The sequence below is a fragment of the Phormidesmis priestleyi ULC007 genome (genome assembly GCF_001895925.1).
GTDB classification, from domain to species: Bacteria; Cyanobacteriota; Cyanobacteriia; order Leptolyngbyales; family Leptolyngbyaceae; genus Phormidesmis_A; species Phormidesmis_A priestleyi_A.
The window spans coordinates 18,219-37,625 of the sequence record NZ_MPPI01000029.1 but is presented as its reverse complement, the minus strand read 5'-3'; the positions used below and the strand labels follow the sequence as shown (position 1 = coordinate 37,625).

The following is a 19,407-nucleotide window of genomic DNA, read 5'->3' as shown; positions in this document are numbered from 1 at the left end:
CAGTTATGAACTGGTACACTTCCTCGCGTCTATTATCGGCGGATTTGAAGCGACGTGACCTGCTTCGGGGCGCTGGTGTTCTGACAGGCATTGCGATCGCGAGTCAACTTCCGCAGCAAGTCATTGCTCAACCTCGATTTTCAGGGTATCCCTTTACGCTGGGAGTTGCCTCCGGTGATCCACTCGCTGATGGCATCGTCTTGTGGACGCGGCTTGCTCCCGATCCTCTCAAAGGAGGTGGGATGCCAAATCATAGTGTGCCCGTACGATGGCAAATTGCTACGGACGAAGGCATGAAGCGAGTCGTAAAATCTGGAACCGAACTCGCGATCGCAGAGTTTGCCCATTCCGTTCATGTAGATGTGCGCGGTCTGCAACCGGGTCGTCATTATTGGTATCGATTTAAAGCAGGCAATGAAATGAGTCCGATCGGTCGAACTCGCACAGCACCCGCCAGGAATCAGCGTCTAAATCGCTTGCGCTTTGCGTTGGTCAACTGTCAAGACTGGCAAAACGGTTACTACACCGCTTATAAGCACGTTGCAGAGGAAGATCTCGACCTAGTGGTGCATGTGGGTGACTATATTTATGAATATGGGCCCGAACCCGGAGGCCCACGTCAGCACAACAGTCCTGAAATTGTCAGCCTTGCAGATTATCGTAACCGTTACGCACTCTACAAAGGAGATCCCAACCTTCAGGCGGCTCATGCTGCATTTCCTTGGGCGGTCACTTGGGATGATCACGAAGTCGAAAACAACTACGCGGGCAATATCTCTGAAAACAACGACGCGATCGACCAATTTCTGACCCGACGAGCTGCCGCTTATCAAGCTTATTATGAACACATGCCTCTGCGTCGCTTATCGCTCCCTAACGGTTCTGATTTGCGCCTATATCGCCGATTGCAGTTTGGTGATCTGGCTCAGTTTAATATTTTAGACACTCGTCAATATCGCACGAATCAGCCCTGCGACGATGGACTCAAACCGCTTTGTGAAGCGGCACTTGATCCCAACGCGACGATGACTGGGCAGACCCAAGAGCGCTGGTTGTTTGAGGGATTGCAGCGATCGCCTGCCCGTTGGAACATCATCGCGCAACAAGTCATGTTTTCGCAGTTTGACTTTGATCCGCGCCCAGAGATGCAAGTGTTTAACACCGATCAATGGGATGGCTATGTGGCAGCCCGTGAGCGTGTGTTAGCGTTTCTTGATCGGCAACAACCCTCTAATCCGATCGTGCTGGCGGGTGACATTCACTCTAGTTGGGTTCACGATATCAAACGTGACTTTAATCGACCAGAGTCGCGGACGATCGGGACAGAGTTTGTGTCAACCTCAATTTCTTCAGGCTTTCCGACTCAGTTTATTCAGCCCGTCACGCTGGCGCTCTCTAACAACCCTCACACCAAGTTTTTTAACGGTGCTTTGCGAGGATATGTCCGGTGTGACCTAAATCGCAAGCATTGGCAAAGTGATTATCGGGTCGTTTCCACCATTCGCAAACCCGAAGCCACGATCAGCACGGTGGCATCTTTTGTTGTCGAGGATGGTAAACCGGGCGCTCAACGGGCTTAATGAAACGTGAGTTCGACGAGTTTTTTCGCTTCGTTCTCAGCGGCTTCTGCCCCCTAAATCCCCCAACTTGAGGGACTTCAAGCCAAAATTTCTGGTTCAAAGTCCCCCAAAATTGGGGGATTTAGGGGGCTTCCCGAATTCATCATCGGAGTGAACCACTTCTATCGAACTCACGTTAATGAAGTGGGGGCGGCTAGATAGCAGATGGACGAGTAGTCTGTCAAAATTGATCTCAGACTATCATCCGTGATATCTGAGATCAACATCTAGTTGCGCCCTTAATTCCTTCGTTGCCCATGATCTTCAACTTTACGTCGCAAGTCCGCTGCGAGTTTGTCAGATTTGTCAGCTTGGGAATGGCGATCGTTCTGTCGCTTGGGCTGTCAGGCTGCAATCCTCATCTGTTTAGAACTCAAGCGGCTCAGGTGCCTCAATTGGTTCTCAGCACGCTGACTGATCCCAAGACGTTTAACCCGGCGCTGATTCAAGAGTTTCCCAATATTTCGCTGTTTTGCTTTGAGGGGCTGACAAAATCAGACGGGCTGACGGGTAAGATTCAGCCAGCGTTGGCGGAGTCGTGGCAGATTTCGGAAGATCGCAAGCGCATCGTGTTCAAGCTGCGCGAAGGGTTGAAGTGGTCAGACGGACAGCCGTTGACCGCAGATGATGTGGTGTTTACGTTTGAAACGATTTTTAACCCTAAGATTCCGACCGATTGGAAGGACAGCCTGAAAGTTGGGTTGCAAGGCGCGTTTCCTACGGTGAAAAAGCTGGATGACTTGCGCGTTGAGTTCACGCTACCGGAGCCATTTGCGCCTTTGTTGAATGCCCTTTCTGGCGCACCCGATAATATTGTTATTTTGCCGAAGCACGTTCTCGGCGAGTCGGTGCGAACGATCGCAAGTGATGGCAATCCGCAGTTTCTCTCGACTTGGGGAACCAACACCGATCCTAAAACGCTGGTCGTGAATGGGGCGTATCAGATTGAGAGCTTTCTCGGTGGGCAGCGATTGGTTTATCGTCGCAATCCTTATTATTGGCGCAAAGACGCTCAGGGAAATCGGTTGCCTTATGTCGATCGGATCATTTGGCAATTTATCGAGAATGTCGATACGCAATTGCTGCGATTTCGTTCGGGCGATCTCGATGTTATGGGAGACGCGCGCCCGCTGCGTCCAGAATATTTTTCGCTGCTGAAGCGGGAAGAGCAGCGAGGAAATTTTAAGCTGAAAAATGGGGGCGCGTGGTCAGGAACGCTCTACATGGCGTTCAATCTCAATAAAGCAACTGCTAAAAATGGGAAGCCGATCGTAGACCCGATTAAGTCTCGCTGGTTCAACACTTTAGCGTTTCGTCAAGCTGTGGCGTATGCCATCGATCGCGACAAAATGAACAACAATATCTTTCGCGGATTGGGCACGATTCAAAACTCACCGATTACGGTACAAAGTCCGTTTTTTCTGTCGCCTAAAGATGGTTTAAAGACTTATGACTATAATCTGGCACGATCGCGCGAGTTACTAAAAAGTGCCGGATTTAAACCCAACACTCAAGGACAGTTGTTGGATTCGGAAGGCAATCGAGTTCGGTTTACGTTGATTACGAATGCAGGCAATAAAGTTAGAGAAGCGATCGGGGCTCAAATTAAACAAGACTTGAGCAAAATCGGCATTCAGTTAGACTTTAACCCAATCAATTTCAACACGCTGATTGACAAGACTTCGACTTCGCGAGATTGGGATGCCCACATGATCGGGTTTACCGGAGGCGTAGAACCTCACGGCGCGGCCAACCTTTGGATGAGTGGTGGCGGTTCTCACTCGTTTAATCTCAAACAGCAGGCGGGACAGCAACCGATCCAAGGATGGGAGGCAAACGACTGGGAAAAAGACATCGATCGTTTGTTCATTGAAGGCGCAAGAGAACTCGATCAGGCAAAACGCCAGAAGATTTATGCCCAGTTTCAGAAAATTGTGCAAGAACAATTGCCTGTGATCCATTTAGTTAATGACTCAGCATTGATGGTGGCCCGCGATCGCGTCCAAGGTCTAAAATATTCTGGTTTGCCCAGTTGGGGGCTTTGGAACATCGACGAACTTAGAATTAAAGAAGACTGATCGGGTTAACTGACAAAAGGGATTGTAAATTCAGTCGTGCTTGTTGACTTAAAAGCCCACCCGGAAATTAATTTCCGGGCTAACAGCAGAAGTCCCTTTCAATGGACTGAAATCCTGATTCAGTGTTCTTCAGAGCACTTTCGCTATGAGCCAGGAAATTAATTTCCTGGCGGACTCGATCGCAGCGAGTCGCTACAGCTACACAGGATTCTGAATATACTCTTCAAACAAACCGAACGTAAACTTATGGCACAACAGCAGATTCTCAAGTGGTTTCAACAACGTCCCTGGTTATTGTTGCCCCTCCTGGGACTGATTCCACTTGCAGGACTGGCGTTAAATCAGCACCCAGAACAACCTGCACCTCAGGCGAGTCAAACGACTACTGCACCCTCACCGACGGCATCGGTTCCACTGCCCTCTGCTGCTAAATCTCCAAAACCAAAGGCTTCGACCTCACCTAAACCAATTGCTGTGAGTCCAATTCCTGTGAACCCGGCAACGTTTACTAAAGAGCAAGCGGCCATTAATCAACGAGCCAAGGCAGCGTTTGCGGCATCTGCGGCGACAGTAGATTCATTTATTGAGATGCAGATAGGGATTGCGATCGGGGTCAGCAGTGCAACGATCGGCTCTTCGGCAGGTGCCGATTTAATCGATGAGAAGGGGCGTTCTCTACACCAGCTATCAGCCGGAAAAGCCTATACAGCGCAAGCGGGAGGCAGCGGACTTGATTTAGGTTCGTGGCAACTTCCAGCCTTGGTTTGGGTGGAACCTGCGGAGGGAGGAGTGCTGTATTTAGGCGACAAGCCTTATCGCGGTAAGTTTTTGCTGGCTGCTCAAAAGGGACGAGTCTGGGTGGTGAACTATGTCAACTTGCGGCACTATCTGTCTAGTGTAGTGGCGAGTGAGGTGTCTCCAAGTTGGCACATGAATGCGCTTAAAGCTCAATCGGTGGCGGCTCGATCGTATGCCTTGACCTATTATTTCAAACCTGCAAACTCGCTCTATCAAATGGGTGCCGATGAATATTACCAAGTCTATAGCGGACTTGCCAAGGAAGCCGATCGCACTCAGCAAGCAGTAGATGCGACAGCAGGAGAGTTTGTGAGCTATCGCGGCGGCATTGTCGAGTCGCTCTATGCAGCGTCTGATGACATTGTGGCAGAAGCGTTTCAAGGTAAGGGAATGAGCCAGTTAGGGGCACTAAATTTAGCAGAGCATGGCTATTCTCATCATCAGATTTTGGCGAACTACTACCCTAAAACGGGCGTTGCGCGAATTGAGCAAGACCATGAGTAGTGCCGAAATTAAAACCCGTCTTACTGGGGTGAGGGTCTTAACTTTTTTGCTGCATAAGCTGCTCGGCTTGAGACCTATCAACCTGCTCGGCAAACGTTTTGAACTCAACAGCATCATGACTACAAAAGAGGCGAACATCGCGGTGATCGATCGAGAGCGCATAGAGCCGATCTTGGTTGTGGAGTCGGGCCTTACGATCCACCTCCATCATCCACTGATAGGCACGCAGTCCCGGTGTGCAGTGACGATTTGAAGCATCCATCTCGTGTCGGTAGAAATAAGCATCGCCTGCATGAAGCAGCCAACCCTCTGGTGTTTGAATGGCAACGCCTGCATGACCGTGCGTGTGTCCCGTTAGTGGAATCAGCAGAATCTCTGGCGGCAATCCATCCAGGTCGCGGACTGCTTCAAAACCAAACCAGGGTTCGCCTCCTGCCGCATAGTATTTCCAGCTTTTGACTTCATCCCACTGCTTTGGGCGATAACGCCGACTCGCGACGAAGCCCTGACGATCGCGGGCTGTCTCAACTTCAGTTTGCATCACATGCACGGTTGCTTCCGGGAAATCTTCTAGACCGCCTGCATGGTCGAAATCGAGGTGGGTTAGCACAATGTGTTGCACGTCGCTGGGGGAAAATCCAAGCTGTTTAATCTGTTCGATCGCCGTATATTTGCGATCGAACTGGATGTTATTAAACTTCACAAAAAACGGACTGAGCCGTGAATAAGGCGACTGGACATCACACAATCCGAAACCAGTATCAACTAGAACAAGCCCTTGGCTCGTCTCGATCAGCAGGCAGTGGCAGACGAGGTGAGAAAATAAGCTACGGCTGAAGCCGTCGAAAAGTGACCCACCGATCGGACACATGCAGCCACAGTTGAGATGATGAATGTGCATAAGTGATTTTCAAGAAACGATGTCTTGTTCTAGTCCGTTACTTGTTGGCTGAACCTGGCTGATTCAGCTTGCGGCTCATCTCAGACGTAACCGTATCGGGCAAGACGCTACCGATCGCGCCCTGAACTTTTGTCATCAGCGATTCTGCTAGAACACTATTCACGATCGTTGACTCCCTTGTTTGTATTTTTACTTCAAATCGCTGATTAAATTACGACTTGCCAGAAGGGTCAGCCGCATGAACCAGCTCAGGCTGCTCTTGAACAGGAGGACGCTCGATCGTCTGGTCGGCAGTGGGGCGTTGCTGACGATCGGGAGTATCAAGTTTCACAAAACTACCTGTCTCGATCGAACGGTAAAGCGCCCGAATAATTTGAACATCAATCAGCCCTTCCTGACCTGACGGCTCTGGCTCTTTGTTCTGCAAAATGCAGTCGGAGAAATAGACAAATTCAGCAGCAATCTGATCATGCGGTGCAAACGATCGCTCCTGCTTCTCACCGTCGATCGTCAGAGTATGCTTGATTTCGCCTTGAGTGCCATAAGCCGAATCAACCCGCAAATCACCCTTTGTGCCAACAACTTGATAGGTAGCAACCCTTCCACCTCCAAAGCTAACGGTAAACGCTGCCAGTCGATCGTCTGGAAAGCGCAGAATCGCACTCGTCATCTCATCAACTTCGCTGAAGCGTTCCTCACCATTGTTGGCGCTGGTTGCAAACACCTCGATCGGCTCATCCTGGAACAAATAGCGAACGGCATTAATGCAGTAAACGCCAACATCATCCAGAGTGCCGCCACCCTTATCTTTCTCAAGGCGAATGTTGCCTGCTACCGTTTGTTGAGTAAACACCGAGTTGAAGATGCGCGGTTCGCCTATTTTGCCCGATCGCACCGTTTCTACTGCCTGCAAGTTGGCTTCTTCTAAATGCAGGCGGTAAGCAATCATCAGCTTCACGTGATTGTCCTTAGCAGCCTGAATCATCGCTTCACACTCATCTACGGTGACTGCCATCGGCTTTTCGCACAAGATATGAACCCCTGCGTTAGCAGCCCGCACGGTATACTCACGATGCAGATGATTTGGCAAGGCAATATAAACGGCATCTACTTCACCACTGTTGAGACAGTCTTCATATTGCTCGTAGGAGTAAGTTCGTTGAATGTTGTATTGCTTACCCAGCTCGTCTCGTTTTGTGGGGTCGTCTGAGACGATCGCGACCAGTTCAGAATTCTCGGCATGGTCAAATGAGGGCAACGCGGCGGCTTGAGCAAACCAACCTAACCCAACAACGGCGTAACGAATTTTGCGGCTAGCAGAAGCGTTCTGATTGGCTGCCATACTGAATGTGCTCACAGTTTACGTGTTTATCCTAAGCAGCCAAAGATATCTTCTCATCTCACTTTTGAAGGATACTGGTTGATGAGTTAAAGCGAGAAAAGCTGTGCTTAGGAATACATAAGATGAATGAGTGGTTGAATGGTCTACTTGACTATTGGATGAATCAGCGCTATCTCTAACGATCGATAGAGTTGCATTTGGAGAAATACAAACAGTATGAAAGAGTCCTAGATTCTGATGAAAGGTGTTGAAAGGACGGGCAACTGCCTATTCTCACTACGGGCAACATTCAGAACAAGCTTGGAAATAGTATGAAAGCCGCCGTTATCTATAGCTATGGTGCACCTGATGTGTTGCAGGTTGCAGACGTAGAGCAACCCCAGATTAAGCCCGACCAACTGCTGGTTAAAGTATATGCCAGCAGTATCAATCCAGTTGAATGGAAAATGCGAAAGGGAATACTCAAAATTCTCACGGGCAGCAAGTTTCCAATGATCTTGGGGTTTGACGTATCCGGTGAGGTGATTGAAACGGGTAGTCAGGTGACTCAATTCAAGCCCGGAGATTTGATTTATGCTCGACTAGATCAACTAACCGGAGGAGCCTACGCTGAGTATGCAGCAGTTTCTGAAAAAGTAGCGGCTCTGAAACCGTCTAATGCGACTCACGAGCAGGCGGCAGCGGTTCCTCTGGCGGCAATGACGGCTTTACAAGCGCTACGGGATCAAGGGCAGCTTGAAGTCGGGCAGAAGGTATTGATCAATGGGGCATCGGGTGGTGTTGGCACATTTGCTGTTCAGATTGCCAAGGTGTTAGGAGCCGGGGAGGTTACAGGCGTTTGTGGCAACAAAAATATAGATCTCGTCCAGAGTTTGGGCGCAGACCGCGTGATTGACTACACTCAGCAAGATTTCACTCAGGACTCAGCGAAGTACGACATTGTATTTGATGTGATTGGCAACCGTTCTTTGTCCGACTGCAAATCGGTCTTGCGATCGCAGGGTGTATACATCACAACACAGCCGTATCCTGGCAATTTTCTCCAGAGTTTTTTTACGTCTCTGTTGCCAGGTCAGAAATACAAAGTGATTTTGCTCAAATCCAACAGTGCAGATTTGTCCTATTTAAAAGAGCAAATTGAAGCAGGCAAAGTTCGATCGGTGATCGATCGCACTTATCCCCTATCCGAGATCGCGGCTGCTCACGCTTACAGTGAAAGCGAACGGACTGTTGGCAAAGTTGTGATTACGATCGCACAGCCAATCTAACCCTCTGTAATAAGGGAGATTGAACAAGGTTTGCTTGAATATAATCAACATCAAGTTCACCTTGATTTTAGGTTGCAACACGAGCGAAATATAAACCCAGTCTTATGAAAGATAGCTCAACTATACCCGTTGGTCTCTTGGGAGAGAGTCTAACTCAATGGCTCAAAGTAGACTACTCGTAGCTTGTTTGTCGGACAGGAACGTTCCATCGTCTCGGTGTCTACCAATTTATAACAACAAATGCTCACCCGACTTCTGATTGCACGATCGCAACTCCCAAAGAGGAAGTGGTGTAATTAAGAGAACATCTCTAGAATTAGTCCAACGTCGAAAAATCTCTCGATAGTTAGAGTTAAAGTCTTACATCAGGAGGAGGTTGAATCTGAGCGATCGCGGAAAAATGATGAGGAACTACAGATGCGAAGGAGAGAAATTCCTGTGATCAGTTCTCTATTTTTTGTTGCTCAATTTGCGATTCCTGGCACCGAGCTTTGGCACTGGGAAGGAACTCCGGTCATAATCGGAGCTTGTCTGCTTGTTTTATTAATTGCTAGCCGCACCATTAAATATCCCCATACGGGAGCTAAAATGCCTCTGCCTTTCTCAAAATCGCTGTTTAACGACATTAGCGTTGCAGGATTTTTAGCTTCGATGAGTTTTGGGCATATTTTAGGTTTCTTAGCAACGTTAGCGCTAGCAAACACAGTAGCGCGATAGAAATCATCGGTTAGTGATTAGCAGTATTTGTTTTGAAGATGCTTTGTCTAATCGCTAACCGTGATCTGAAGAGTTTGTAGATTAGAGCGGACGGTAAACGCGGTAGTTGATGTCGGGAAAGATGTTATCGATCGCTTCGACTTTCTCAATCCAACCCGAATCGATTTTGCCCTGATTGATGTCTTCATAGAGTTTGTTGAAGCGCATCAGGTGCGATCGAGTTCGTCTAATCGCATAAGGAACCATTGTTCCCGTTCGCATAATAAACGCCCAGTCAGACGATTGTGCTAACAGCAGTTCTCGCGCCGCTTGATTGAGCGCCCGCCAGCTTAACGCGTCTTCAGGCTCTTTTTTAGAGAGTTCGATCATCCGTTCTGCGGCTTTGTGCAAGTGTGGATAGATCCAGGCATTGGTTTCGTTGAGCCAATACTCATGAAAGCCTTTGTAGCCCCAACTCGACTGAGACGGACGGCAAACTTGTTGAGTGGGTTCTGCTTTTAGATAGTCGGCTAAGTGCGTCATATCATAAGTGCCTTGGTCAAACCACGACTTGCGGAACAAATGGTCAATAAACCACGGGCCTTCATACCACCAATGCCCAAATAGCTCGGCATCATAGGGCGACACAATGATCGGCCGACGCTGCATCATGTTGTGGAGATGCTCGACTTGCCGCTCTCTATTGTAGGCAAAGTTTGCGGCGTGTTCGGCCGTCTTTTCTTTTGCCCAGTAGGGATCGTAGAGTTGTTTGTCAGACAGCCCTAACCCTTTACCCGTGATCTTGTGATATTTGATGCCCACATTCTTACGCTGACCGTTAGGCATGACATAAGGCTTGATATAGTCATATTCAGCATCCCAGCCTAAATCGCGGTAAAACTCTCGATATTCGGCGGCACCGGGGTAGCCAACTTCAGATGACCAGACTTGCTGCGAGGACTCCTGATCGCGACCAAAGGCGGCGACTCCTGCTTCGGTAAAGATCGGGGCGTAGGTGCCAAACCGAGGGCGCGGACGGGCGTAGAGAATGCCGTGCCCGTCGGTGAGGAAGTAGCGCAACCCGGCATCTGCTAATAAGCGATCGACTCCTTCGTAATAGGCGCATTCTGGCAACCAAATGCCGTTAGCAGGACGATCGAAGGTCTGCTCATAATGTTCACAGGCAACTTGAATCTGTGCCCACACCGCTTGGGGATACATCTTCATTAAGGGCAGATAACCGTGAGTCGCGCCACAGGTCATGATCTCCAAGTTGCCACTATCGAGGTATTGCTTAAAGGCTTTAACGAGGTTGCGATCGTATTTCTCCCAAAAGACACGCGCCGCGTTAAATTCTCTCGCATTGTGTTCTGCCAGATATTTCATGTGCCCATTTTGGGCGTGGCGAGCGATTTCCATCTCGGCGAGTTCTTCAAGCTGCGCGAGGTGTGCATCATAGCGGTCTTGCAAAAGCGGATCGAGCAACATTGACACTAGTGGCGGAGTCATGCTCATGGTGAGTTTGAAATCTACACCATCGCGAATTAAACCCTCAAAGACTTGCAGCAGAGGAATGTATGTTTCAGTAATAGCTTCATAAAGCCATTCTTCCTCTAGCACATAATCACTTTCGGGGTGACGAACGAAGGGCAAGTGGGCGTGCAAGACGAGGGCAACATATCCAATGCTCATAAGACTTTCGGGTGTAGAGGTTGAAAAACTGGGAAGAGTTGCCAAAATTGTAAAGCAAAATTGAGGACGAAAATTATTCTGTGGGGATCAGGTTCGGCAAATATTCCCGTTTGTTTCAGCTTCTCTTGCTCTAAGTCATATTGACTATGACTTAATATTATTCGTTCACGATCGCTGCATATCGTCGGCGCGTCACGATCGCAAACACTAATACGATCGAGGTGAGAACCCCCGCCAAATACAAAGGATAACGATAAGTAGTCGGATCGGCTTGATTGACCATCAGTCCAGCGATTACCGGCCCGATCGCATTTGAGATACTTAAATAAGATGAATTAATTCCCATCACCGTACCTTGATCTTGAGAATTTGAATTTAGAGAGATCAATGTATTGATCATTGGCTGAACTAAAGAGTTAAACAGAGAAAAGAGAATGCTAACGATCACAAAATAAGTAATGTTTGCCCAAATCGACATTAAGACAAACGATAAGCTGCGAATGAACAAGGCAAACAACAAGATGTTCACTAGGTTGAATTTGCGATTAAGCACTGATACTCCCCAAGTTTGCATGATCACTCCCAACACGCCAAACATAAAAAACATCATCGTGAGAGCACGATTGTCTTGATTGAGTACATGCAAAAAATAAGGCTGAAAGGCATAAGTAAAGATCGTGAAGGTTGTGCCAATAAAAAAGTTAATGATCAGCAGAATGCTCACTCTAGGAATAGTCAATCCTTTGATTAGATTTTCTAAACCGAGATCAAAGATATTGTGCGATCGCTCGGCTTTGTGTTGCAGCGTTTCGGGCAAAAAGAAGAGTGTGATCAATAGCGCGATGAACGCGATCGCGCCTGATACCAAAAAAGCTGCTCCGAGTGAAATCTGTTGAGCAAACAAACTGATCGCGGGGCCTAACACAAACCCTAAACCAAAGGCTGCCCCAAAGATTCCGAAGCCTTTAGCGCGGTCAGCAGGCGTTGTCACATCCGAGATGATGGCTTGAGCAACCGATGCGTTTCCTCCCGTAATGCCGTCTAGAAATCGGGCAATAAACAAAATGCTTGCTGTAGTCGCAGTGCCTGCGATCAGATTAGCGATTACCGTTCCTGCCAGACTGATGATTAAAAGTGGCTTGCGCCCGAAGCGATCGGAGAGTTTGCCAATAATCGGTGTTGCAAAAAATTGGGCGATCGCATAAATCGAAAACAACAAACTCGTTTGAAAATCATTTAAACCAAATTGTCTGCCATATAAATAAAGAACGGGAATCAGAATCGTCAAGCTAAGCGCATTAATAAACGCAACGAGAGCCGTAATCCAAAAAGTTCGATTCATTTCAACCATCGTCAGGGCGGTCTAATTAATCTCGACTAAAGCAATCCATGTGTGCCAGACAACACGGAGAAACAAATCACCAGTGATACGTTAACTAAAGACCTATGAAAACCTAAACAAGTCTTCAGTAATGCGTATCAAGCTGCTATTGATGGGAATGCTTTTGTCGAGTTTTGTCGCCCCAGCTTACGCTGAGACAAAGCAGCTAGACTATACTCTCACGTCTGCTGCCAACCAATCTTTTAGCGGGCTAATTGAGCAAGCAGAATTGCTGGCAGAACGGCTAGCCAAACAAGGCTTTGCCAACCCTTCAACAACAGTCGTTGAAATGAGAATCTTAGCAGAGCGCGAAGGACTCACTGCCCCGATTCTCTATGTACGAGTGACGCGTGCTGAGTGGCAAAAACAGCCCAAGCTCCGTGCCATCACTTATTTGCGAGGGGTCGATCGCTTACTGGGTTTCAGTCCTCAAAACTCTCAGCCGCCAGTCTTTCCATCGGCAACCGTCAGTTTTGCTTCATCCCAAAGTGAGCCAAACTACTATGATAATCCTTGAATCATACCCATTTGATTTGTGGACGTGACAGAGCAACGGAGAGCACGGCAATGCCCTGCCCCTCTTGATTAATTAAGAATGGCTAGGACAATTCTCTTATAGATTTTTTGACCTTTTTCGTTTAGGTGAACTCCGTCGAAGGTCAGGTCTTGTCTGAGGCTACGATCGTCAAACAATGGATCAATTTCATCAGTGACAAGCCCAACATTCTCAACGTCGGCAACTTCTCGAATTAAGGCGTTGATTTCTTCGACTCGCTCAACGGTGCCTGCAACATTAGGGTTACGGCTGGCTTCAACCGTCGAATAAAAAGCAGGAACGACCGTAATTTGGCTGGCTCCCATCGATCGCGTCAGCAAAATAATGCGTTCGAGATTGCTGACAAATTCGTCATTGCGAATCGAATACCAGGCATCGTTTGTGCCGATCGCGATCATCACATTTTGGCACTGCACATTTGCGGCTTTAAGAGTTTTTAGCTGTTCTAGCAGCGACACGGTGCTTAAGCCGCCCATCGCAAAATTAGCGGTCTCTTTGCCCAATGGGTTGCCTAACCCCGACGAAATCGAATCTCCAAACAGACAGCCGTGAAATCGCCGCCTCTGACTAGATTGCGCTTGGGCTTTTACCTTCGATCGCCACCAGTCTAACTCGCCGAGTTTGTCTGGCTTCATCTGGGCGATCGAGACTTGATTTAGCAGACCAAACAGCCCAATCAGCGGCAGCATTGTCAGCAAACTAGTCTTGAAATTCTTAATCATAGCGAGTCGATAGAGAAGAGTCAGAAAGCTTGCGTCATAATACCTGAACGAGTAGGACTTTAGAAAGTTCCGATCGGATAAATTTAGCAGCTTCAAACGTCAAACTTTTCTAAACGATCAGCTTTTCAACGAGACTCCGCACGAGGCGATTTAACCGCTCAGAATAGCTTTTCATCACTTCTAGCGCAAAGAACGGGGTTTCTTGAACCACAAAAAGAAATCGTTTTTCATCCAAGAACGCGAGTTTGCAGTCGGTTTGCGCGATCGCTGTATAGGTTCTGACACTCGAACTCACAAGAGCGCCGATGCCAAACACGCCACCAGGAACGATCGTTTCTACAATCTTGCCATTCACCGATAGCGCAATCTCCCCTTCGAGAACGCCGTACATCAAATCTCCAGGCTCTCCTTCTTTAAAAACAGCCTGCCCTGCTGAAAAGGATTGAGGGTCAGGCTGTCTCTGAAAAATGATCAGGGTTCTAACGGGGTCTAGCATAGGTGCGTCCAAACGGTGCAAAAGCCATTGGGTAGTATACGTTAATCTTTCTGCACTTCCACGTTAGCTACATCACATTGCACCGCGATCGACATCGCTACCTGAGTCAAAATCGTCATCGGTCGCTGATTTTTGAGCAGTTGCAGTTGAGCCTGATCGCGCACAAACAAGCTGCCTGCGAACCCTAAAGAATTGACGGATATTGACTCAAAACTTTCTCGCGATCGTGGCACCATCAACAGCCATTCTCGCGTCGCTAATAAGTTGTAGGCGGAACCTGCCTTTAAATTTAGCTGGTTAAGCAGCGTGTGATAACAAGCGATCGTCTCTTCAGCCGCCGGGTTAGGTTGCGCCCAATTCGATAATCGCATTAGGCCATGAGCAAATGGCAATTGTGGAATCGTTGCGATCGGGCCGTCAAACTCGGCTGAGGCTAACCAAGTGTCGATCGCGATCGCAGTTCCTGATAAAAGAGGCAATGGAATCAGTTGCAAATGTTTATGGCGTTGACTTGCGCCTGCATTCCTTCCAGCATTATAAAAAGCTAATCCGTCATATTCTGCTAGGCATATCCACAGCGCTAAAAAATCTTGCAGCGTCAACAAACTTTCTTGCTCTTCAAAAGCACGCGTAATAATCAACAAGTGATAATCTACGACATTAAATTTATTTAGCAAACACAAGTGGGTTTCTGATAAATCGGCAACAAACAAGTCTTCTTCATAGGGTAAAAAAGGATTAATCACCTCGCCAGAGATGATGGCTTTTTGCGCTTGCTGTTGGGCTGCTTTCTCCTTGCGCGTCAGATTTGCTAAGATTCGCACCAGAAAATGTACCCCGTCTTGCTCGACGATCTCATAGTTAGTCGGAATTGAGCGCAGCGCTCCGCAGTCTAAAGCGTGCTGCGTCTGTTCGATCACCCGTGCCCAAAGCGTTCCAGGTAGCATCAATCTGAGCAATAATGGCAGCTAAAACAACGTCAGTCCGACGAGTTTTTTCGCTTCGTTTTTCAGGGCTTCAGCCCCCTAAATCCCCCAATTCTAGGGGACTTCAAGCCCAGAATTTAGATTCAAAGTCCCCCAATTTTGGGGATTTAGGGGGCAGCCCGGATTTGCAACCGCAGCGAAAAGCTTCATCGAATTCACGTTAAAACAAAGCAGAAACACCAGCGCGGCGCTTCTGCGATCGAGCAAAACTCAGCGTCAATAGCGGCTTCTCAGGCATCTGAGTTGAATCACTTAAAAAATTGCCCCAAGACAAAGAGCGTGTGAGAAGCGGCAAAGCTCTCTATCTTGGGAGAAAGGACTTTTTAGTACAACTCCTCTTCTTGGTGCGTCATAATCGTGCAGTCAGAAGTGGGGTAAGCGACACAGGTCAGCACATAGCCCGCTTCGATTTGGTCGTCATCCAAGAAAGACTGATCAGATTGATCAACGGTACCCGCCGTGATTTTGCCAGCACAAGTAGAGCAAGCACCCGCCCGGCAAGAGTAAGGCAGATCCAAGCCCTGCTCTTCGGCAGCATCAAGAATGTACTCGTCTTCAGGAACGTCGATCGTGGTGTTTAGCCCTTCGGCTTCGTTAATCAGCGTGACTTTAAAAGTTGCCATTCGGTAGTCCTCTCTATAGTAGAAACGGCATTGAAGCCATTTGAAAGCGTAACTTTAGGCGTTGCCTGCAAAAGGCTTGCTTACTGAGTCAGTTCCAATTCTGATACTACGGGAAAACTTATGACTTAAAACCTACAATCCACCTCTGGGGTGAACGGGATTCGTAATAAATCTGGCCCATTTAATCTACTTATACTTATGGGACGGGAAAAAAAGGCTCAGAATGGGGGCTTCAAGGCTCAAAATCAAGCGCGAAACGATCGCTTGCCTCAATTAATGCGCTGCGAATCCCAGGTTCCATCATCGAGTGTCCAGCATTGGGAATAACGATCAACTCTGCATCCGGTAAAGCTTTGTGCAGATCCCAAGCAGAAGTCATGGGGCAGACGACATCATAGCGCCCCTGCACGATCGTGGTGGGCAAGTGTCGAATGCGATCGCAATTCTGCAAAAGTTGGTCGTCTGGCTCAAGAAAGCCTCGATTGATAAAGTAATGGCATTCAATGCGCGCAAAAGCATCGGCAAACTCGGCATCTGCAAATCGACCTTGCAATTCGGGGTCAGGAATCAGCTTGCTGGTAGTGCCTTCCCAAACTGACCAGGCACGAGCCGCTTCTTGACGAGTTTGAGCATTTTCGCTCGTTAGACGACGATAAAACGCCGCCAGCAAATCGGTGCGTTCCTCAACGGGAATTGGCTTGAGATAGTCTTCCCAGGCATCTGGAAATAAATAACTCGCGCCGTCTTGATAGAACCAGAGAATCTCCTTTCGCCGCAGCAAGAAAATGCCCCGCAAAATTAAGCCAAGACAGCGATCGGGGTGAGTTTGACTATAAGCCAGCGATAATGTGCTGCCCCAACTGCCCCCAGACACGACCCATTGAGGGATTTGGAGGTGCGATCGCAGAGCTTCAATATCTCTGACGAGATCCCAGGTGGTGTTCTCTCGAAGTTCGGCATTGGGAGTGCTGCGACCACAGCCCCGCTGGTCAAAAATCACAATGCGCCACTTTGTTGGGTCAAAATATTGTCGAAACACAGGCAGACTTCCGCCTCCGGGCCCACCGTGCAAAAACACAACTGGCTTGCCTTCTGGGTTTCCTGACTGCTCGAAATAGAGGGTGTGTAGATCAGATACTTGCAGTGTGCCTGACTGGTAGGGTTCTAGAGGAGGATAAAGCTCACGCATAAAACAGTTCAGTTATAAATCCAAAATTATTAAACATTGTTGAATAGCAGGATGATTTGGTATGGACAATCCCCCGCGGTTGCCCTCCGTCGGGGGTAGGCACGGGGGCGCTACCCCTACAGCCATTTCATTTCCTCATTCTGCAACGTCGATCGTCGCTTTGATCAGCGGTGCAAACTACGCGGATCGAGGGCATCCCGCAGCCCATCTCCCAACAGGTTAAACGCCAGAACCGTCAAAATAATCAGCAGTGCAGGGGGCCAAATCAGCCAGGGTTGCAGCACCAAAACCGAGGCATTGGTTGCCAGCGTCAACATATTTCCCCAAGATGGATCAGGCTGTTGAATTCCCAAGCCGATTAGACTCAACACCGACTCCGCCACAATAAAACTTGGGATCGCAAGCGTCGCCGAAATAATGATGTAAGTCGCTGTCTGAGGCAAAACGTGCCTAATGATGATGTAAAGAGGTCTGCCGCCCATCGCTCTTGCTGCCTGGACAAATTCTTGCTCTTTAATCGAGAGCACCTGTCCCCGAATCACCCGCGCCAACCCTGCCCAGCGAATAAATGACGTGATCAAAATAATCAGCAAAAACCGTTCAGCACTGGTCAAGCCAGGAGGCAACACCGCCGCCAACGCCACCAGCAGATAGATTTCGGGAATCGTCATCAACACTTCGACAAATCGCATCAGCACACTATCGAGCCAACCGCCCGCATAGCCAGAAATGCCACCGACCAACATGCCTAGCGGAAACGCGATCGCGATCCCCACCAGCCCAATACTCAAGCTCACCCGCCCGCCATAAACCAAGCGACTAAACTGATCTCGCGCCTGTTCATCCGTTCCCAATAGGTTAAATTTGCCCTCCCCATTCGTGCCAAACAGGTGCAGATTGCCAGAAATTCCGGGAAACAATTCGATCTCTTCAAACTTAGGATCGGTGAGTGAAAACTGAGTCGGCAACGGCAACCGAATCTGCAAAAAGCGATAGTCATCACCCTGCACAAGAAACCGAATCGGAGACGGCTTTGAACGATCGACCTTCAACTCACGCTCGCCCGTCTGCACATCGACCGCGCCTTGAGTCGTCGGATACACATGAGGGCCGATCAAGTTCCCGCCCTGATCACGCCAATAAACCTGGGTTGGTGGCAAGAGTGCCCCATCTGGTTGAGAGACATAAGGATCGTAGGGGGCAACAAACTCAGCCGCGATCGCTGACAGATAAAATACCAGCAGCAGCAGCGCGCCAAACTTTGCAAGCGGGTTTTTTCGGAGTCTTTTCCACCAGTCCATAAGAGAAGGGTTAGGGGTGAAGGGGTGCTTTAATGCTCTTTGCTCGTGACAATCAGCCGATCGTCTTCGGCATCGACTGAGAGCATGGGTTCTAGGATACTATTCTCCATCGCCTCCGAGAAGATAGAACCCGTTTGGGGCGGCAGTGTGGGATCGAGAATAATCTCGACGATCGTCCGAGTCACGCTGGTTAGCGGAATCGCTAAAATCACGCCTAATAGTCCTGCAACTCTAGCACCGATTAGCAGCGAGGTCAGAATAATCACCGGGCTAAACCCAGTTAGATTGCCCATGATCCGAGGAGCAATGAAATTATCTTTAACTTGCTGAAGGGCGATCGCGGCTCCTAAAGTTTGCAGCGCTAACCACCAGTCGATAAATGCCACGACAACGCAAACGGCGGCGATTCCCAGGGTTGCGCCGATAAACGGAATCACCTCCACCACACCGATAAAAACAGCAAACACTAAAAAGAACGGCACGTTGAGCCACCAAAATGCTATCGATAGCACGATTGCCATAAACAGCCCTAGCAGCAACTGCCCCGATGCAAATCGCTGTAAACTATCGCGGAGAGAATTAGTCAAGCGCTCTCTAATTTGGGGAGAAAAGATGCTCGTCAAGCCCGTCCAGATTTTTCCCCCATCTAGCAGCAAATAGAACGAGATCACCAGAATCAAAGTGAGGTCTAACACCCAGTTAAACGTGCCCAAGACCAACCCGATTCCCGTCGAGGCGATCGTTCTGGCCTGTCCTTGCACCTGGACAGAAAGCTGTTGTTCTAAGAAGGAGAGATCGAACCCAAAGTGACGAGCTGCGCTCCAGGCTTCTAGGTCATTTAACTGCTGCTGCCCCGACTCAATCAGCCCAGGGAGATTGGCAGTCAACTGCTGTGCCTGAGAGAGGATTGGGGGCGCGATCGTCACTGCCGCAAACCCTAACACCAGTCCGGCGAGCAAATAAACGACAGCAGCAGCGATCGGTCGAGGCAAAATGGGGTGCAATCGATCAACGGCATAGTTAAGCAAAAAGGCAATCAACCCAGCGGTCACCAAAACGCTAAGGAGTTCACCAAAGTAAGTGAGCGCGTTTAGGCTCAGCCAGCCTGTCACTAAGATCAGCAGCCAGGTGATTAAAAATTGCTGAATTGGAGAGAAAAAACGATCCATTGGCAGAGGCTTGGGTAGAAAGAATTGAGCGGCGAACGATCGCGCGGTTTGTGCTTCTATCCTATACTCTCTGCTGGTTTACTTAA

General features: G+C 48.7%; 18 protein-coding genes. 6 read left to right on the top strand and 12 right to left on the bottom strand.

Translation table 11 applies throughout. The annotated features are described in order from the left end of the window. The first annotated feature begins 5 nt into the window (after positions 1-5). The 3 genes from BRW63_RS19605 to BRW63_RS19595 all read left to right on the top strand — a co-directional run bounded on the left by BRW63_RS19605 (position 6) and on the right by BRW63_RS19595 (position 4,999). Positions 6-1,580, top strand: coding sequence for an alkaline phosphatase D family protein (locus tag BRW63_RS19605; RefSeq protein WP_073074099.1), 1,575 nt, complete (start codon positions 6-8; stop codon positions 1,578-1,580). A 296-nt stretch (positions 1,581-1,876) separates the two neighbouring features. Beyond that, the gene (locus tag BRW63_RS19600; RefSeq protein WP_073074098.1) at positions 1,877-3,697 is read left to right on the top strand and encodes an ABC transporter substrate-binding protein; all 1,821 of its coding nucleotides are present in this window, start codon (positions 1,877-1,879) and stop codon (positions 3,695-3,697) included. Between the two features lie 246 nt (positions 3,698-3,943). Beyond that, positions 3,944-4,999: a SpoIID/LytB domain-containing protein gene (locus BRW63_RS19595; RefSeq protein WP_073074097.1), complete on the top strand. Its 1,056-nt coding sequence runs from the start codon at positions 3,944-3,946 to the stop codon at positions 4,997-4,999. Positions 5,000-5,036: 37 nt separating this feature from the next. Here BRW63_RS19595 and BRW63_RS19590 read toward each other — a convergent pair whose 3' ends face one another. Genes BRW63_RS19590 through BRW63_RS19585 form a run of 3 tightly spaced genes read right to left on the bottom strand, consistent with a single transcriptional unit; the run spans position 5,037 to position 7,242 of the window. Further along, on the bottom strand, positions 5,037-5,900 hold the full coding sequence (locus BRW63_RS19590) for an MBL fold metallo-hydrolase (protein ID WP_073074096.1): 864 nt from the start codon (positions 5,898-5,900) through the stop codon (positions 5,037-5,039). Positions 5,901-5,937: 37 nt separating this feature from the next. After that, complete coding sequence (locus BRW63_RS29630) at positions 5,938-6,063, bottom strand: hypothetical protein (protein ID WP_262983558.1); 126 nt, start codon at positions 6,061-6,063, stop codon at positions 5,938-5,940. A gap of 48 nt (positions 6,064-6,111) precedes the next feature. After that, positions 6,112-7,242, bottom strand: a complete 1,131-nt coding sequence (locus BRW63_RS19585) for a Gfo/Idh/MocA family protein (RefSeq protein WP_073074095.1) — start codon at positions 7,240-7,242, stop codon at positions 6,112-6,114. Positions 7,243-7,553: 311 nt separating this feature from the next. On the opposite strand from BRW63_RS19585, the gene BRW63_RS19580 reads away from it, so the two are divergent. Beyond that, positions 7,554-8,510 carry an NAD(P)-dependent alcohol dehydrogenase gene (locus BRW63_RS19580; protein ID WP_073074094.1) on the top strand — a complete coding sequence of 319 codons (957 nt, stop codon included), beginning with the start codon at positions 7,554-7,556 and terminating at the stop codon, positions 8,508-8,510. Between the two features lie 417 nt (positions 8,511-8,927). After that, positions 8,928-9,227, top strand: a complete 300-nt coding sequence (locus tag BRW63_RS19575; protein WP_073074093.1) for a photosystem I reaction center subunit X — start codon at positions 8,928-8,930, stop codon at positions 9,225-9,227. 81 nt (positions 9,228-9,308) lie between these two features. Here BRW63_RS19575 and BRW63_RS19570 read toward each other — a convergent pair whose 3' ends face one another. Both BRW63_RS19570 and BRW63_RS19565 read right to left on the bottom strand, forming a co-directional pair. Beyond that, entirely contained in the window at positions 9,309-10,898 is a 1,590-nt protein-coding gene (locus tag BRW63_RS19570) for a glycoside hydrolase family 57 protein (RefSeq protein ID WP_073074092.1), read from the bottom strand. 157 nt (positions 10,899-11,055) lie between these two features. Beyond that, a complete protein-coding gene (locus BRW63_RS19565; RefSeq protein ID WP_073074117.1) occupies positions 11,056-12,240 on the bottom strand; it encodes an MFS transporter in 1,185 nt (394 codons plus the stop codon). A 130-nt stretch (positions 12,241-12,370) separates the two neighbouring features. On the opposite strand from BRW63_RS19565, the gene BRW63_RS19560 reads away from it, so the two are divergent. Further along, positions 12,371-12,796, top strand: a complete 426-nt coding sequence (locus BRW63_RS19560) for a hypothetical protein (protein ID WP_073074091.1) — start codon at positions 12,371-12,373, stop codon at positions 12,794-12,796. Positions 12,797-12,864: 68 nt separating this feature from the next. On the opposite strand, the gene BRW63_RS19555 is transcribed toward BRW63_RS19560, so the two are convergent. The 7 genes from BRW63_RS19555 to BRW63_RS19525 form a co-directional block, all read right to left on the bottom strand. Continuing rightward, entirely contained in the window at positions 12,865-13,557 is a 693-nt protein-coding gene (locus tag BRW63_RS19555; protein WP_073074090.1) for an SGNH/GDSL hydrolase family protein, read from the bottom strand. 109 nt (positions 13,558-13,666) lie between these two features. After that, positions 13,667-14,053 (bottom strand): cyclic nucleotide-binding domain-containing protein, encoded by a 387-nt coding sequence (locus BRW63_RS19550; protein WP_073074089.1) that lies wholly within the window; start codon positions 14,051-14,053, stop codon positions 13,667-13,669. A gap of 41 nt (positions 14,054-14,094) precedes the next feature. After that, positions 14,095-15,000, bottom strand: coding sequence for an ATP adenylyltransferase family protein (locus tag BRW63_RS19545; RefSeq protein WP_073074088.1), 906 nt, complete (start codon positions 14,998-15,000; stop codon positions 14,095-14,097). 362 nt (positions 15,001-15,362) lie between these two features. Continuing rightward, on the bottom strand, positions 15,363-15,662 hold the full coding sequence (locus tag BRW63_RS19540; protein ID WP_073074087.1) for a ferredoxin: 300 nt from the start codon (positions 15,660-15,662) through the stop codon (positions 15,363-15,365). A gap of 232 nt (positions 15,663-15,894) precedes the next feature. Further along, positions 15,895-16,851 (bottom strand): prolyl aminopeptidase, encoded by a 957-nt coding sequence (pip, locus tag BRW63_RS19535; RefSeq protein WP_073074086.1) that lies wholly within the window; start codon positions 16,849-16,851, stop codon positions 15,895-15,897. 164 nt (positions 16,852-17,015) lie between these two features. Beyond that, positions 17,016-18,152, bottom strand: a complete 1,137-nt coding sequence (locus tag BRW63_RS19530; protein ID WP_073074085.1) for an ABC transporter permease — start codon at positions 18,150-18,152, stop codon at positions 17,016-17,018. A gap of 29 nt (positions 18,153-18,181) precedes the next feature. Then, positions 18,182-19,321, bottom strand: coding sequence for an AI-2E family transporter (locus BRW63_RS19525; RefSeq protein ID WP_073074084.1), 1,140 nt, complete (start codon positions 19,319-19,321; stop codon positions 18,182-18,184). Between the last annotated feature and the right edge of the window lie 86 nt (positions 19,322-19,407).